The following is a 17,770-nucleotide window of genomic DNA, read 5'->3' on the forward strand; positions in this document are numbered from 1 at the left end:
ATTACTAACTGAATACGAAAGCGCGGCTGTCCTATAAGTGGGTAAATCTACTGGAGGACAGCCCTTTAAGTTCTTGGCCTGCCATTTGACGAAATGCAGTTTTTGCTGGATGATATTCTCATTTCAACAATAGGTATGAACCCTACATAATTGTGCACCAAATGTCGGATTCACACATTCAATTCCTGCTATTCTTTTGATAAAGGAGGTCAGATAAATGGATTTGCTTACAAACATGAATGGTGCTTTAAGGTACATTGAGGAAAACCTTGCGAACGATATTGATTTTAAAGAGGTAGCAAAAAGGGCTTTCTGTTCCGAGTACCATTTTAAAAGGATGTTTTCCTTCCTTGCAGGTATTTCGCTATCGGAATACATCCGCCGCAGACGTCTTACTCTTGCAGCATTTGAGCTTAAAGGCAGCAGCGTTAAGGTCATAGACATTGCTGTGAAATACGGGTACAACTCACCAGATTCTTTTGCAAGAGCTTTTCAAAATTTGCATGGTATTGCACCGTCAGAAGCCAGAAATAATGGCCATTTACTTAAAGCTTACCCGCCAATGACCTTCCAGTTATCCATCAAAGGAGGAAATGAAATGATCTATCGAATTGAAGAAAAAGAGGCATTTCGCATTGTTGGAATTAAGAAAAGAGTTCCTATCCAATTCAACGGGGTTAATTCGGAGATTGCTTCGATGTGGAAAAGCTTAGATAGCGAAACGATCAATAGCCTTAAGAACCTTTCTAATGTCGAACCTATGGGACTCCTTAGTGCATCCACAAACTTTTCTGAGGGCAGAATGGAGGAAAAAGGGGAGCTTGATCACTATATTGGCGTTGCAACAACGAAGGAGTGTCCAGATAACCTAACACAGCTTAATGTTTCTGCCTCAACATGGGCTGTATTCGAAGCAATCGGACCATTTCCTGATACGCTGCAAAATATATGGGGACGCATTTATTCCGAGTGGTTTCCATCCTCAAACTATGAAGCAATTGAAGGACCAGAAATCCTTTGGAATGAGAATAAAGATGTAACCTCACCAACTTTTAAAAGCGAAATATGGATACCGATTTTGAAAAAGTAATTACGGATTGAAGCAATGAAGGAAGGTTCTTTTTGAACCTAGCAACAAAGGAATTGCGCAGTTTCATAAATAAATGTAAAACAGAGCCCGCAACCCCGCGTGGCTCCGTTTATTTTGCGCCCCCTACTATTCTCAAGACTGTTGAAAATAACCGCTTCGGACCCTAGCGCATTGATTTTTATAAAGGCTTTTATTCAATTATTATTGCATATACAATACCTGGACCATGAACACCGATGGTTAAATCATTCTCAATATCAGCGGAACGACTGGGACCAGAGATAAATTGAATACCTGCGGGCAGAGTACCATTTCCTATTTTCAATTGGTTTCCTTCTATTTTTTAATTAAGCCTGCTCTAATGAGAAATGAAGCTTGATTTCCTTCTGAGCATCCTTGCTACTCCATTGCGCGAGACGATAGTTGCCATTTCGATTCGGCATCAACCCAGGAAGAAGCTCTAGTTCCACTTCATCCGATTCAACTTCAGGCTGAATAGTATAGACAGCATTCGAATATAAGACGAAAAGCTTATTCCCATCCACACGGATGACCGTCCCATCGGTTCCATTCGTCACGAGCACCGGAACCGTTACACCAATTGCGGATAATTCCGTATCCTCTGCAGCCTCCACCGACCATGCCGTTGTCACGCCTTCGCGTGCAATGCGATAAGATTCCGTGGTCGCCGCTATGCCTTCGATGCCAGGCCTTGGCAGCATATCAGCGACGGCTCGCAAATAGGTTGGGTGCAGTTCATCATCCGGTGAACGCAAATCCATGTCATTTAAAAGCTGAAGCCCCGTAGACTCGTAACGTATTTTGAATGAAAGCGCATCGCCATCTTCATCCCCACTTACAAGCAAGGCATTCCAATGCAGCTTTTCAGGATGGGTTGGCGCCCCTTCTTCATTCAAGGAATGAAACGTTTCGTGCTTTCTTCTGCCATAGTTAGCTAATCTGTGCCAGACTCCGTACGCATCCCTCCATGACAGGCCGATAGCTGCCGGCGTATGGGGACGCGGAATGATTTGTTTGGCCACAAAATAATTCAAGTGAATATTGCCGCTCAGCCCAGCTATCCCCATCGAGAGCGCCGTTTCCTCCAGATAATCCGCTTTGTGGAGCCGCACCCATCCGGTTGCGTCATGCCCCATTTGCGCAGCAGTATCCATTACGAGATGATAAGCTCCTTGCTGAGGCCTCGAAGTGGCATAGATCCGATTGAAGGATTTAATTAGCACCACATATCCGCCCAAATCCGCCGGTGTTGCCTTCTCGGAAATGCTATCGTCAGCACTTTCAAAGCACGAAGCAGCAATTTGAGCGGCATACAAGCTGTATGTCGAATAATAGGCATAGAACTCCCAACCGTTACGGAGACCGCTATCGAACCGATTTTTCAACAACCTAAATTGGGTGGGATCCTCTATCCAGCGCAGAATGGATTGTAGTGCTTTGCGTGCAGCTCGTTTAAAGATACCTGCCCATTCTTGATCTCCTTCTTTAGCATAAAGCGATGCTTCCCGTTCACACAGATTGGCAAAGGTCAGTTCATTCCAAATAATCTGGTTACTCCTGCCTCCGCAGCTCGTTCCCCCGGTGGTAGACTGCATAAACAGCATCGTTTGAGCACCTTTGCGAAGCTGCCTTTCTAGAAATGTCTTCCATTCGCCGTTATAACCGGCATCTATTAACCCGCTAAGCTGTTGACGCGCAGCCAAATCATAGGCGACCGGAATATTCGGATCGCGGTATAGCCCTTCACGCGTAAAACGCGGCATTTGCGGTTTCAAATACTTATCAATGAAAGCCATAGAGTCCGTGAACCCTTCATTTAGCCTCATCATTTCGCCATGCATGGCATATGTAGCCCAATTACGGATGGTACGGATGTCTGGAAAACTTCGTTGCGTTTGGCAATACGTGACCTCAGGCTCAACGTTGGACAAACTCGCTTTCCATGTATCTTTCCGTTCCGCAGTTACCATCGGCGCCAGTATCTGATACGCCCGAACCAGCATGTGCGTAGTGAAATCGGCATGGTCATCAGGGACTTTATTCTCACCCAAACAGGTACTGGCCCAATCCATCGCGAGCAAAATCTGTTCTTTGAGATCCTTGCAGCGATCGTTGGCTAGTAGAATAGCCCCGGCTTTTACAAATGCAGCGGTTGCATATTCGTGTTCTTTCCCATCGCCTGAATCCAGAACCCCCCCGTATTCACTTAAAAATGGGGCGAATTGACGAACTCGCGCTTCGGCAAAGTCCAAATATTTGTCACGAGTTATTCCGGTTTCTTCGAGATCATCTAACATGCCTTTTTGTTTAAACGCGTCGATGTCTTGCTGAATCGGGTTTACCCCGGATAAGCTTTCTAAATAGTCCAGTTCGTTGGCTGTAAACATGCTGTTCCTCCGATAATATGTCCTGTCATCTTAACTATCTCAATAGTCACCGGCAAAAAAGTTCTTCGTTTCCTTACCTTCTATTAAGCTATCTCACTCATTTCAAAACGAAACTCGGAAATGATCTCCCGTTCTACCTGGGTGCGATTCAACACGATTCGGTAAAATGGAGTTCCCGTTTTATATTGCGAATCCACGAAAATGTGCTCAATTTCCAATTCCCACTGCTCCGGATCGTATACCAACGTCACAGAGTTCATCTGTAAACGCCCGGAACCTGTTTCCTGAGGCTGCACGGAGCTTATGAAAACCTCCTGAAAGGATTCAGGTCTATTAGTAAAAAGGGCTTTATCCGTAATAATCAACTGCGGAGTCTCATTGATCGGACGCTTCCATATAAATTCACGTGTGAGGCCTTCCAATGAAAGGCACGCATAGGCTTTGGTTAAATCCATGACAATTTGAACGTTATCTTCAGATATTTGGCTGTATACAATCTCAGACCGATATGATTTTCCAAACCCTTGTCTACAGCCGTCAATAATCGGAACCGAATGTCCATGAGAACCTGCATTGATCATCTCGTATCGATAGCTTGGTTGGAAATACTGCTTGGTATACAGCCCTAACCCTAGATCCGCCAGTATGTTTTGACCATCGACATGTATAATAAAATGTCCCAAATCATTATGATTGTGTGGCTCTTCATTATGTCCGCCCTTGGCAGCAAAAGCAGTGGTTCCACCTCTCGAATCCCTTACTTTGGAGATTACCCATTGATTACCGGTAAAAATTTGCTCTTGAACCCTCTCATCACTACCCGTTGAGGCTAACGATTCCGTATGTGATGACGACCAAAGCATCAGTCTTGTTGAATCTAGCCAATTGCCCGGAACTGGCTTCAAATGGTACTCTTCATTAGGAAGCTGTAAAGATGGTACATACTGTTTTAACCGTTGAATAAGGCCTGTATTTAAGGTTACTTCGTCAGGTGAATCGGAGAAATTGACCACCTTGCCCCCAGTTAACATGCAAAATTGCGGGAACTGCGCGATTCGTTCGACCTTCTCTTCCGAAAGGAGAGAGATTTGCCCATGTGTTCGTTCTTTCAACAATTCTGCAAAATAGACAAAGTAAGAAAAACCAAACTGCCAATAAGCTGGTCCTTCTGGTGTCGCTCCTTGCTCGTCGAAGCCTGAGAAGTAATTTCTCAGCACCCCAATCACACGCCAAAGCATTCCTGCCAGCTTCTCACTATCTTCGATCATATAGATAGCTGTTGCCCCTATACTTGCTGAGCAAACTGCCGGCCAATTGTTTGTTTTCAATTCCCAGTTTTGCGGAGTTGGATTATTGAAATACACTTGAAATATACGCTTATCGATCTCTTCTTTCACTCGATGAACCACCCAGGGATGTAATCTTTCTTTGAGTAAATACACAGTTTCCGCTAAAGTGAATGCGGTCATACCTGACAAAAGGTCTACCGTTTCACGAGGTGGTGCTGGTTGATCCCAGATGCCGTTCGGGTAATCATTATGGTAAAGTCCAACATGCGCTGGTAAAACCCATGTATATTCGTTACATACGTTCCAGATGGTATTCTCTAATCCTGACTTCCATTCTTGCTTATCCTCTGTCATCGCAAGCATGCTGAACGCATGGATTCCTGCATACAAATGATCTCGCTGTGTCTGAAATACCGCTCTGTTTCCTGTATCACCAAATAAAGTAAACTCAGTAAAAAGCGGTGATCGGACAGGATTTTCAATCAATTCTGCTGCTTGTTTCTCCAGAGCACGCCAGAATTCCGAGTAGTTCACATCTTCCCTGATTCGTCTCCAATTATCAGAAGAAGTTGCTTCTGAATAAAGTGTACGGGGGAGATGTTGCGTCTCCTCCAACGCATTCTTAAGTTGCCGAAAAGTTAATTGCTGTAGCATCTCATTCATCCTTCCCGTAGAACAAGTAATGGGGGAAACTACATCATGCTATCCTCCATTTGTCATTGTACTTTACAAGGTCACCGCAAAGTTTTCCTAAACTGCACTAAATTGTTGTTTTTTCGCACATCTTGATAATCATGGATTAATTAATGAGACGGGGCTACCCAAAGTTCGGATAGCCCAAATTCTCATGAGTGATTCAGTTATGAACGGATTTAGTTAAGGCTATTTTGTAGAAAACTTGCATCCCTAAGCAAATAGGCTGCTGCTTCACTTGAAATATGCTTGCCGCTTTGCGCCTGCACTTCATTTATGAAGCTCTCCAAGTTACCTTTTTCCAGTTCTTTCTGTAAGCTATTCGCAATTCCCCCGTTATCTATCCAATTGTTATCGCTGAAGCGAGTTACCAATGCTTTTAAGGAATCGATCGTAGTGATGGTCTGGAATGTCACCGTCTCTTGGTGCGTATTCCCCGCTAGGTCACTCGATGTTACTGTAATCGTGTGTGAGCCAAGCGCTAACGAATAGAGCGGAATCGTTGTTCCATGCTGTAAAGTCTGTCCATCTAGTGTAACGGTTGTCTTGCTGTTATCCACGCCAGAAATATCATCGGTCACGGTTAATTGCAGCCTTAAATCCCCGGAATCACTGTAGCTATTGCCATCAATAGGCGAAGAGATGGTAACGCTAGGCGTATGTGCGTCCAGATTGAAAGAGATGCTCCGTGCTGTTTCTACGTTCCCCGCGTTGTCAACCGATCGAAACATGATGATATAGCTGCCGTCTTGATTGATGGTTACAGGTGCCTGGTAATCTTGCCAGTTAGCCCCTCCGTCAACACTGTATTCAATTGCGGCCACGCCTGACAAATGATCTTCCGCAGTAAGGCTTACAGTTACCTCATCTACATACCATCCGTTCTGTCCGCCAGGCTGTACTGCGTAGACTGCTGCTGTAATGACAGGTGCGGTTCTATCAATTTTGATAATAGTTGATTTCTGAGTTTCCTGATTGCCTGCAGCATCGATGCTGTAGTACGTGAGCTCATTCAAGCCCTCTTCATCAATTTGAACTGTATTTCCTTCTGCGAACGAACTACCATTTAGGCTGAAAAAGGTTTGCGTAACGCCACTACTTACATCCGTTGCTGTTAACTGAATCGTCTGTGCATCTTGATGCCAACCGCTCTGCGCATCATCGGTCGTCACAGGCGAAGTAATATCCAGTATGCGAACCGTCACTGTGGAGACATCTGAATTTACAACTCCATCGTTTACGATGAAACTAAATGTATCGGTGCCAATCACATCAGGGTTTGGCGTATACGTAAACTCTCCAGTTGACGGATTCGTAACCACGGCAGTTCCTTTTGTGCCATTGCTCACAATGCTGTAAGTCAGGGGATCACCGTTTGCATCGCTCGCAGATAAAGTGCCGCTAAACATGCTAGTTTGCGGCGTAGTCAACTCTGTACTTACGGCTACAGGTTTGATGTTAGCATCTTTGATACTGATATCATCAAAGTACACTGTATTCGTATTACCAGACCACTGATCTCCTAAAATAATCCGCTTAAAACTAGTCACGCCAGTTGGTGATGCAACGAGCTTGCCATCGATGTACATATCTACTTTTGTGCCTGATGTATAGTCCCATTTGAACTCATGCCAACCTGTGGTTCTCGTTACATTTGTTGCCGTATGAGTACCATCTAAACGAATTGCGTATTTCGTTGATGAAGTCGGGGTATTGACTTCAATGGCTCTAGCCGATACGTTATCATCCACAAATCCTGCAACTTGCATATTCGTCGCACTGGCATTGTCATAAAACCACATAGTCACTATTTTGTTGTAGCTGGTGTTGAATATTTGTTGAATCGCATCCATATCCTCATTAACGATAAAGCTATTGCTGCCGGAATGCTTAACAGCCGTACTGGTCGATGGTGTCCCCTTGCCTGGTACCACTACCCAATTATCCAATCCGTTTTCAAAACCTTCAAATGCGTTTAAGGATTGATAAACAGGAGCAGGAGTCGAGTTCTCTGCCAAACCAAACTCATCCACATAACCAGTCAATCCGCCGCCACCTGATTTTTTGGCATATATGGTCACACTAGTATCGCTTGGTCCTGTAGTAAAGGAAAAGTTGCTAGGACGGCTTGCTGTGCCCTTCGTAAAGGTTGTTGTAGTAATCATACTTGTCACTGCACCACTCGTAAGTCCACTAGCTCCAAGTTCAATGTAATCCGTAACTGGATTAACGGTAGAATCAAACAATGTAAAATCAGCAAAATAGCAATTTAGAGGAACCGTAGTATTTGTATTTGAAAACACTAAGTAAACATCTTGAACCCCTGTCACGTTAGCGAGTGCAATGGCATTTCTATAATGCCATTGACCTTTTTGTCCCGAAGTTGCGTCATCGGAAAGAGGATCCGTTGCGACCAGAGTACCACCGTTCAATGGGTCACCAATGTACATCTCAATCTTACCAGTACCAGAGGCAGCAACTGTACCAAAATATACTTTGTCGTACAAGGCCGCTCCGAAATCAACACCAGTAAACTTGAGGGTAGTTTTCGTTCCCGGAATCATGTAACCATTCATGCTGCGATATTTAACAGGAGTAACAGGATCACTTCCAGCAGCCAACGTAGTTGCTGCAACTCGTTTTCCCAACACTTTACCCCAAACACTTACATCATAGGTGGTGTTTGGTTTCAAACCTGTAACCGTTTGAGAAATCCCATCGCCTTCATTCAAAGCAACACCATAAACGCCGTCTCTTATCAAACCGCTAGCTCTGAAATCCCATCCATTATGTTCTACGATTTCTGGTGTATTCGTAGTAGTCCAACCAGTCAGATCACCAGTAGGAAAACCGGCATTTATCAACAACTGCTTATAAGGAATATTGTTTAGCTTGAAAGTCGGGTTGATGTTTGCCGCATTGTCAAAATCGTGGCCCGATTGCCATGTTACGCCGGGTTGAACCGCACCTCTTACAGGTGTAGCAGAAGTAAATCCGTCGGTAACACCGGGAATCACGACACTTCGTTGACTGTCTGGGTTTTTCAGTGCAAAATTTTTGTTGTCTGGATCTACAAACATAGCTTGAAGATTGGTTCTTGTATCTATGGTGTTGCCTTGTTCATAAGCACCACCTGAAGCCTGAGATTCAAATCCAGTATTCTCCAGTATATTGCCCATAAGTACGCTTCCATATGAGCCGATTCCATCCGCAGCGGAATCCCCCCACGTACCATAAGACTGACTATTCGTTTTGTATACTGTATTATTTAACAAAATCATCCGTTCATTGGGTGTGTTGATGAGCATACCTACTGAAACATTCCAAATGATGTTGTTATAAACCACGGCATCGAAACTCAAGTTATCAAAATAAATACCTTCTCCTGGACTATCATGCACGGTATTGTGATGAATCTCTGAACTGCCAAAATTGCTGTTCACAACATAAAAAATACCACCGTCATAGGAGATCTTCATCACGTCATAGATGTCGTTATACGCAATGACTGAGCTAGTGAACGCGCCGCCAATAGCAGCACGACCTCCCGCATGAATACTATTGTGGCTAATCAGATGATTGTACCCATTGACATTGATACCATCGGCATAGAGTCCATAACGGTTAAAATCATGAATATGATTGTTAATCACATTGTTGTCGTGGCCTTTGATAACGATTCCAAAGCCAAACATATTTTTCACTTCACTATCACGAATCGTGTTATGGTCACCATCCAATACTAAACCGGATACAAATCCCGCCAACGTTGTATCAACAGCAAAAGGCTTGTTGTAAGAATCCACCATTTCAACGGTCGCACCCTTGAGCATGTTGTTGCTGGATTTTGCAAAGTTGACACCAGCAGCCCGAATGTTAATTCCGCTGATGGTAATACCTGTACGACCGGCTAAGTCAAAAGCAAACTCTCTTTTCTTCGCCTCAATCTTACCGGTATTTGGATCCGCTCCGCCCGGAACAGCAACATACAATTTTTGGTTAGCAACGTCCTTATACCAAGTTGCTACTCCCGGTACACCAGCTACGCCGGTAATCGGATTTGCCACATCGTAGAGCAGTGCCTGATAGGAGTTTGTGAGGTATAGACCAAACCCGGGAGATGCGGTTTTGGGAAGGTAACCGGTGGTGTAAGGCCACTCAAAATTCAAGGTAGTACTACTGCCTGTAACCTTTCCGGTATAGATGACGAACCCATTCGCCACTGTTGCAACAAGCAGAGCATCTTTCCAAGCATCTGCTGATGTGCTATTAGGCAATGGATTTGCAGCGGCAAGAGCGACATTGTCCATCTGCAGATTGGCTCCCCCGTTGCTAATAGAACCGGAAATAGCCCCCGTTGATGAAAATTTGGCATACTTTGTTTTGTCGAACATCAGGCTGTCAGGAATATTGGGCCATCTAGCTTGACTCAGCGATGTATCATTTCCCGCTGAATCCGTGTAATAGACAATATTGCCATAACCGTTTTGGTAATCCCAAGACATTGGTGCCGAATAGATACCAGCATCTGCTGTAGGAGTCCATCCAGTGACCAAATCACCTCCGGACAAAGTAACATTGTCACCGTTGTAGTTCTGAAACGTCACTCCATCACTTTTAGGTGTAACTGTTTCACGGTAAATACCGGCCATAATTTCGACCTTGTCGCCAGATCCTGCAACTTCGGCAGCTTTTTGGATGGTCTTGAAAGCTCCCCCAATAGTCAAGCCGTTGTTGGCATCACTACCATTTGTTCCATCAACGTAGTAGCTTGTTACAGCTGCTGCAAAAGTCTTTACCGGCATTGATAAAATGGGTGCGCAACTCAAAAGTAAAGCCAACGATAAGGCAATCTTTTTGTGCATTTTCATTACAGTCCACTGATGCATAAATTTTACCTCCATTCGATTTAAATTACGGACTCACTTTTAAACACTTTTTAATAAATGTTAACGCTTTCAAAAAAGCTGTTTAAAAGAAGCCATTGCGTGCTGTAGAAACAAGCAATGACTCCCTTCTATGCATTTGGCCTTTCTTTTACTTCAAACTATTTCTTCGTCTTCAAGAATTCGTCAACTTGCTTTTGTAATTCAGCTGCTATTTTCTCTGAACCCGCTTTTTTCATTTTCTCAATAAATTCCTTGTATTTCGCGTCAGTATCAGTAACAGCTCCTGTTTCAATGATTTGCGTTGCTCCAGAACCCGCATACTCTTTCACAACGGCTTGAATCTGTGCAAGCTCCGTTTTGATTGAATCCAGATTAGGTTTATATCCTAGTAATGGAGAAATCGTTGCACCTGCATTCGTATCTTGCCAAATTTTCGTGAAATTCTCAGGGTTGGCTTGTGTTTCGAAACTATTTGCTGTATTACCAGAAGCCCAGTTCCATTGACCATATTTGGCATCTGAAGTCCCTTGGCCAGAGTAGCCAATTGTTTCAATTTTATTCTCGGAAATCTTCTTGAAATGCTTGCCTTCAATCCCCCATACAAGAAGGTTATACAGATCTTTCCCTTTCTTCGAATCTAATAAATTAAGAAGCTGCATCGCACGCTCTGGATTTTTGGAAGTTCTAGGGATAGCTAAATTGGTGGCATCGGACAAGTTGGAGATCACATACTTCTCTTCCATTGGAATGACCTGAACCGGGAAGCCATATCTTGTACTATCAATCTTCGATTGATCTTCAATGCTGCCAACCATTGTATGGAACCAAGCAATATTTCCGTCTGGCTTGCCTTCATCTTGACGTTGATTTTGCATGCTCAAAATATCTTTACGTATGTAACCTTTGGCATACCAATCTGCCATCGTTTTGATAAACAGCTGCTCTTGCTCGGTTTCATACACATTGACTACCTTTAAGCTTTTCGGATCTTTCAAATCACCAACCAACTTGAATGGTGTAGATAACATGTTGTGATGCTGCATACCTGGAAGATTAGCCGGGCTAAAGCCTTTGCGTAATTGGTTGTTCTGCTTCAACTTCTCTAGGTAACCTTCGATGACAGCGAAAGACTCTTTGGAAACGGGACCATTCTTATAAAAGGTTTCCTGTGCTAGTTTCGGATCGATGTATCCCTTATCGATAAACTCTTTCGGTACACGCATTGTTGGACGATTATCTACCGCTTGTTGATAGTTTGGAATTGCATACAATTTGCCGTTAACACGAGCACGGTCTAATACCCAAGCAGGAATCTCTTTTTTGATATCAGGTGCAAATTTATCAACTAGAGCATCCAACTCCATGTAAGATCCTTTGTTAACCTCACCAGGATAATCCAATGCATATCCTGTCCATGCAATGTCAATCGGCTCAGCCGCCGCTGCCATAAGCTTCCACTTATTAGCAAATTCCGATCCCGTAATCGGTTCGAATTCTACCTTCGTATTCGGTAATAACGTAGCTAAACGCTTATTAAACTCATCCCAAACCTCTTGAGAATCTGCTTGTTTGCCTGCACCGAATGTTACAACCTTCAATGTTACCGGCTTTGTTGCTTCTGTTGCTGCAGCACTTGATGTCGCATTAGTCGTTGAGGTTGGATTGTCAGTACTCGTTTTACCACATCCGGATAATATTAACGCGGTTGTCATACTAAGAACAATCGTCTTGCTAAAAACACTTTTAAGCGTTTTCATTTTTCTTTATCCCCTTTCAATCTGCTCAAATAGTATATTATACAACTCCGAAGCCAAGCAATAACTCCGGAATTGGTATAAACAGGTAATTACCCTTTTACAGCTCCAACTGTAAGACCTTTAGAGAAATATTTTTGGAAAAACGGGAAAACCATCAGAAGTGGTCCTGCAGCCACTATGGCCATTGCAAACCGTAGTGTTTCAGAAGGCAGCTTATATAGATTAATGTTGTCAATATTCGTGTCATACGTCATTGAATTTTTCAAGAAATCTATTTCAAGCAAGATTTTTTGCAACAGAAATTGTAGAGAGTAAAGCTTTGTATCGCGAATATAAATTAAGGATGTAAACCAATCATTCCATCGATCCAGTAGAACGAATAATCCGATGGTTGCAAGCGCTGGCTTAGACAGCGGCAAAATAATTTGCCAATATACTCGGAATTCACTGGCTCCATCCATTTTCGCTGATTCAACCAGCGCATCTGGCAAGCCTTGAAAGAATGTACGTAGAATAATGATATAAAAGGCATTCGCAAGGAACGGTAGAATATACACGAAAATCGTATTATTGATGTGTAAATACTGCGTAATTAGGATGTAGCTCGGTATCAATCCGCCTCCAAACAACATCGTGAAGAAAATGAACAAGACGATTGGTCTGCGAAGCTTAAAACTTTTTCGTGACAGCGCATAAGCGCAAGTCGACATGACGAGCAATCCAAGAACCATGCCAGCTACCGCTTGAACGGAAGTGGTTAAGTAGGCATATAAGATTTGCTGAGGATTCCCGAATATTAAACCATAGGCGGTTAGATCCCAGTCTTTAGGAATTAATTTGTAACCATACTTCAATACGGATTCCTCATTGGAGAAAGATACGGCGATAACCAGTAGAAAAGGAATGATAAACGCTAGACTAAATAATATCATGAACATGTGTATGAGCTTATTGCCTATATTGGCAGTGAATGACTTAGGCATTCTTTAACCGCCTCCTTCTTACTCTTTTGTATACGATTAGAATAAAGCATTTTCTGGCTTCAATTTGGTTACAATCCAGTTACTCATGAGAATCAAGATGAGTCCAACCACCGATTGGAACAACCCCACTGCAGCTGAGATCCCGAAATCTCCATTACGTAATCCACGATATACATAAGTGTCGATCACATCTGTTGTTGGATATAACACACCGATATCTCTTGGTATTTGATAAAACAATCCAAAGTCTCCTCTGAAAATATTACCGACAGCCAGAATGACAATGATGGTCAATACTGGGGTAAGTGAAGGAAGCGAGATGGCGAATATTTGCCTGAATTTACCTGCTCCATCAATTTTGGCCGCTTCAAACAATTCCGGATCGACACTCATTAAAGCCGCATAATAGATAATAGAGCTTAATCCAACTGTCTTCCAAATCTCGGCAGATACGATAATATAAGGCCAGTATTTCGCATTCGAGTACACATCAATCGGCTCAAAACCAAAAAATTGAAGCATTTGATTAAAATAACCTAATGTTGGATTGAATATCGCATAGGTCATGTACCCAATTAAGACCCAAGATAAAAATCGCGGCATGATCATCGATGTTTGATAAAATTTCAAGGCTATTTTCCCGCGAATTTCAAACAGCAATAGTGCAACCGTTACTGCCGCCATATTACCCAAAACGATGAAAATTGCACCATATCCTACTGTATTCCTAGTAATTCGCCAAGCATCCAAGGAAGTAAAAAAGAACTCGAAATTTTTAAACCCGATCCATGCGCTCCCGAAAATTCCATCACTATATTTATAGTCTTTAAATGCCAGAATCACCCCAACCATTGGTGTATAGTGAAAGACTAGGAAATATAGAATAGCCGGTAAGGTTAGGGCAAATAGGGCTATATTCTCTCTAACTAATCGTTTAAATGAATTACTCCCAAGTGACTTCGCAATTACTTTGCTTTTCATTTGATCTGGCGTGTTATGAATGACGGTGTCTTTCATCCTTCGTTCCCCCTTTGCTTAATTTAATTCTACGAAATAGGGGTATAACTGAATAGGGAGGCAAATTAAAGATACGGTTACGAAGTTGCGTAAATCGATAGGATAAAGGCACTAAAAGCAAGTAAAGTAACTTTTTTCAACCAATCCTTAAAATCCCCTAGAAAGACTCCTATAATGACGTATCATTGCGCTATAATGAAGTGACAACAGCGAGAGGATGGCGAATCATGTACAAGCTTATTCTGGTTGACGACGAAGAGATTGTACGCAGAGGGTTGAGATATTTCCTAGATTGGGAATCACTTGGGTTTCAGATCATTGCTGATTTCGAGGACGGTAAAGAGACGATTGAATATTTAAAAACCCATGAGGTTGACATCGTGCTAACCGATATTCGAATGGCTGAGATTAATGGTATCCAGTTAGCCAAGCATATTTATGAGAACTATCCGCAGATTCGAGTCATTATCATTAGTGGTTACAAAGATTTCGAATATGCCCAACAAGCCATTGCATATAATGTAGAGAATTATTTGTTAAAACCGACGAAATACGACGTAATCACAGATGTATTCCAGAACCTGAAGCTTAAGCTAGATCAACAGAAAAACGCTCATATCCACCAGCAACAGCAGTCTGTTCGCTTTGATGAGCTTCTCCCTCTATTGAAAGAGCAATTTTATACCGATCTGGTTATGGGCGCCTTACGGAATACGAATGAGCTTCATAAACGAATACAGTTATTATCCCTTTCCATAGATCCTGCCCATTGCTCTTGCGCTTTAATTGAATTGGAGCTATGTGAGCCGGAGAAGCTGACCATTAAGCCAGAAAAGTTAACCTATTCATTAAAAAGCATTTTCCTTGCTGAGAATGCAAATTTCTTGTATAAAGCCGTTTTCAATGAATATCAGGGGATGAAATTACTTGCTTTCCCAAACCATAATGCAGGCCAAGAGGAGCTTGGAAAGCAACTCGTTGTAGAGCTAAATCAAATTATCTCCCGAATCCGAAACAATTTTGACATCAAGATTCGTTATCACGTGACAGCCACATTCCATAACTTGGTTGAATTAGCACAATTTAGCGTACCGTTAAAACTGGTCTATGAAGAGACGCGAGGTAAAGAGCGGTTGGAGCCGATCGAATATGATAATCTCCTGGAGAAGTATAAGCTATTCATGGCGAATATAACGGACGGCCAAACAGAGGAAACCTTGAGCTTGCTTGACCGATTTATGGACGAGTTTCGTAATTTGCCAATCTCATTTGTGCATCGATTGATCATGGATCTGTTCGCTTTGGTATTTCGATACTATGCTGATCGCGGGCTGATAGGTAAAATACCTCATGAGACCGCTCACAATTACCATGCTGTCATTGAAATCAATAATTTGGAAGAAGTACGCAGGTGGGCCAAGCAATTCATCCGAGAGCTGATGGTGCTCAATGTAAATCCGAAAGAAACGAATGCGAATCTGATCGTCGAGGCAGCGCAGAAGTATATTTTACAGAACTTTCATCGGGATTTATCACTCGAAGAGGTGGCTAATCACGTATTCTTAAATCATATTTATTTTAGCCGAATCTTCAAGCAAGCCTTAGGTATCAATTATATTGATTATTTAACCCAATTGCGCATTCAAAAAGCGATTGATTTGTTAGAATCCCGTCAATATAAAATTCATGAGATTACTGAAAAAGTTGGCTATCTCAATAGTAAATACTTTACCCGCTTGTTCAAACAAACAACTGGTGTCAGTCCTAAGGATTATATTAGGCAAAAAAGCTTGCTTTCAAAAGGTGCTGAGCATGAAAACAAACCGTAATTTAATACAAGCTGTCCGAATGTACAAGTTTCAAAGTCTCTTTATCAAAAGTTTAATCCTGATATTTCTCTTAGTGATCGTTCCATTTACAGGTTTAAGCGTTGTGATGTATGTTCAAATGAATAAAGCCATTGAGACGGAAATAAGCGGCGTTAACATGAACGCCCTTTATCGCGTAAAGGACAGCATCGACACCATATTTAAACAGATGGATCGTGTTTCGCTAGAAATGATTTATCAAGATGATGTCGGTTCCTTCATGTTATCTCCTTCAGACTATAACAATAACAATCTTGCTGCCAAAATGCAGACAATCCATGACAAGATTTCGATGTACACACGTTCCTTTAAATACATGGATTCCCTTTACGTGTTTTCGGAGAAAAATACGTACATGCTTTCCAATCGATTTGACTCTCTTTTAACTGAATTTGATGACAAAACTTGGTATAACACCGTCTATCAGAAAATAGACAGCAATCGCTCTTATTTGGATCTACGTAAACGGAATGATACGTATCCATTCTACATTTCATTTACACGACCTGCTTATCTCTATGAGAATAAAATTGGGGCTGTCACCGCTAACATTGATATTGAAGAGCTTCGTAAATTTTTAAATCAAACCGGTGAGCAATTTGAAAACACATACATCTTGAGTGGAGATGTCGTCGTGTACAGCAATAATCGAAATGAATTTATGTCCAAGATCCATGACGTCGATCTCCTGAATCGTGCTGATGTCCTGTCGGATATTACTGCTCCTACTTCATTGATTAAAACCATTCATAACCAGAAATACATCATTTCTGTGCTCCCCTCAGGGGATAAACATTTGACCTATATCTCGTTGTTGCCTCTCAATAATTACGAGCAAAAGATGAAAGACTTACGTACATTTATGTATTTGTTCTTTGTAATCGGTGGTATCATCGTCTTGGCTGTTTCTTTATTGATCTCCATTAAAACGTTCTCACCCGTTAATCAAATCATGTCTATGATTGAGGACCAGGAAAAGTTAGAGCCTCTCATGGACTCCAATGAGAAAAGCAAATGGAACGAGGTACGAACCATCACCAGTTCGATCTTTCGAACCCTAGATGCGAAGAAAGGTCTCGAACAAGAGCTTCAGCTTCGTATGCATTCCTTACGGAAGGCTCAAACGATTGCCTTGCAAAATCAGACGACACCGCATTTCCTATACAATACCTTGGAAACGATTAAATACCTGGCCATCGAATTAACCAAAGGACACAACCCTGTTTCCAATATGGTAACAGCACTTTCGGATCTCTTACGTCGAAGTCTGGATACTGACCATCCATTGACCGATATTCGCGATGAAATCCAGCATGCCAAACAGTACGTGGAAATTATGCAAGCCAGATATCCGAACAAATTTGACGTCATATGGCAGATTCAAGAAAGTCTTCTTACTTGCCAAATCTTAAAAATTTCTATTCAACCATTATTGGAAAATGCTTTTCTGCACGGTATTATTCCTACCCGTATACCAGGACAGATTATTATTACGGGACTGCGTACGTCGGACGGGATCGTCATCACCGTTTCCGATAACGGGCAAGGGATTCCTGACACTCAGCTCGTTAGTCTTCAGCAAAAACTGGCCAGCGGGGTTAATTTAGAGGAAAAGCATATTGGTCTAAAAAACTTAAATCAACGGATTAAATTACTATTTGGCGATGAATACGGGGTGTTCGTTACAAGAAATCTACACAAAGGCACGGCGGTGTTCATTGTTATTCCGGAAAATAAAGACTTGCACGAAATCGTGTAAGTCGCTGAAACAGCAAC

9 protein-coding genes and 1 pseudogene are annotated in these 17,770 nt (G+C 42.3%); 3 read left to right on the top strand and 7 right to left on the bottom strand.

Annotated features, from left to right (window positions below):
* Positions 1-217 precede the first annotated feature (217 nt).
* Positions 218-1,090, top strand: coding sequence for an AraC family transcriptional regulator (locus tag ASG85_RS31635; protein ID WP_060648867.1), 873 nt, complete (start codon positions 218-220; stop codon positions 1,088-1,090).
* 190 nt (positions 1,091-1,280) lie between these two features.
* Here the strand turns inward: ASG85_RS31635 and ASG85_RS37400 are convergent.
* The 7 genes and pseudogenes from ASG85_RS37400 to ASG85_RS31665 form a co-directional block, all read right to left on the bottom strand.
* A pseudogene (locus ASG85_RS37400) lies at positions 1,281-1,406 on the bottom strand (LUD domain-containing protein); the annotation flags it as partial.
* Positions 1,407-1,437: 31 nt separating this feature from the next.
* A complete protein-coding gene (locus tag ASG85_RS31640) occupies positions 1,438-3,498 on the bottom strand; it encodes a hypothetical protein (RefSeq protein ID WP_060648868.1) in 2,061 nt (686 codons plus the stop codon).
* An 83-nt stretch (positions 3,499-3,581) separates the two neighbouring features.
* Positions 3,582-5,441: a heparinase II/III family protein gene (locus ASG85_RS31645; protein ID WP_060648869.1), complete on the bottom strand. Its 1,860-nt coding sequence runs from the start codon at positions 5,439-5,441 to the stop codon at positions 3,582-3,584.
* 218 nt (positions 5,442-5,659) lie between these two features.
* Positions 5,660-10,369: an OmpL47-type beta-barrel domain-containing protein gene (locus tag ASG85_RS31650; RefSeq protein ID WP_060648870.1), complete on the bottom strand. Its 4,710-nt coding sequence runs from the start codon at positions 10,367-10,369 to the stop codon at positions 5,660-5,662.
* Positions 10,370-10,527: 158 nt separating this feature from the next.
* Positions 10,528-12,126: an ABC transporter substrate-binding protein gene (locus tag ASG85_RS31655; protein WP_060648871.1), complete on the bottom strand. Its 1,599-nt coding sequence runs from the start codon at positions 12,124-12,126 to the stop codon at positions 10,528-10,530.
* Positions 12,127-12,215: 89 nt separating this feature from the next.
* Positions 12,216-13,109, bottom strand: a complete 894-nt coding sequence (locus tag ASG85_RS31660; protein WP_057306708.1) for a carbohydrate ABC transporter permease — start codon at positions 13,107-13,109, stop codon at positions 12,216-12,218.
* 36 nt (positions 13,110-13,145) lie between these two features.
* Entirely contained in the window at positions 13,146-14,126 is a 981-nt protein-coding gene (locus ASG85_RS31665) for an ABC transporter permease (protein ID WP_235549431.1), read from the bottom strand.
* A 227-nt stretch (positions 14,127-14,353) separates the two neighbouring features.
* On the opposite strand from ASG85_RS31665, the gene ASG85_RS31670 reads away from it, so the two are divergent.
* Both ASG85_RS31670 and ASG85_RS31675 read left to right on the top strand, forming a co-directional pair.
* On the top strand, positions 14,354-15,955 hold the full coding sequence (locus ASG85_RS31670) for a response regulator (protein WP_060648872.1): 1,602 nt from the start codon (positions 14,354-14,356) through the stop codon (positions 15,953-15,955).
* Complete coding sequence (locus ASG85_RS31675; RefSeq protein ID WP_057306710.1) at positions 15,939-17,753, top strand: sensor histidine kinase; 1,815 nt, start codon at positions 15,939-15,941, stop codon at positions 17,751-17,753. The genes ASG85_RS31670 and ASG85_RS31675 overlap by 17 nt, the downstream gene beginning before the upstream one ends.
* Positions 17,754-17,770 lie beyond the last annotated feature (17 nt).

Source organism: Paenibacillus sp. Soil724D2 (genome assembly GCF_001427935.1).
Lineage (GTDB): Bacteria > Bacillota > Bacilli > Paenibacillales > NBRC-103111 > Paenibacillus_E.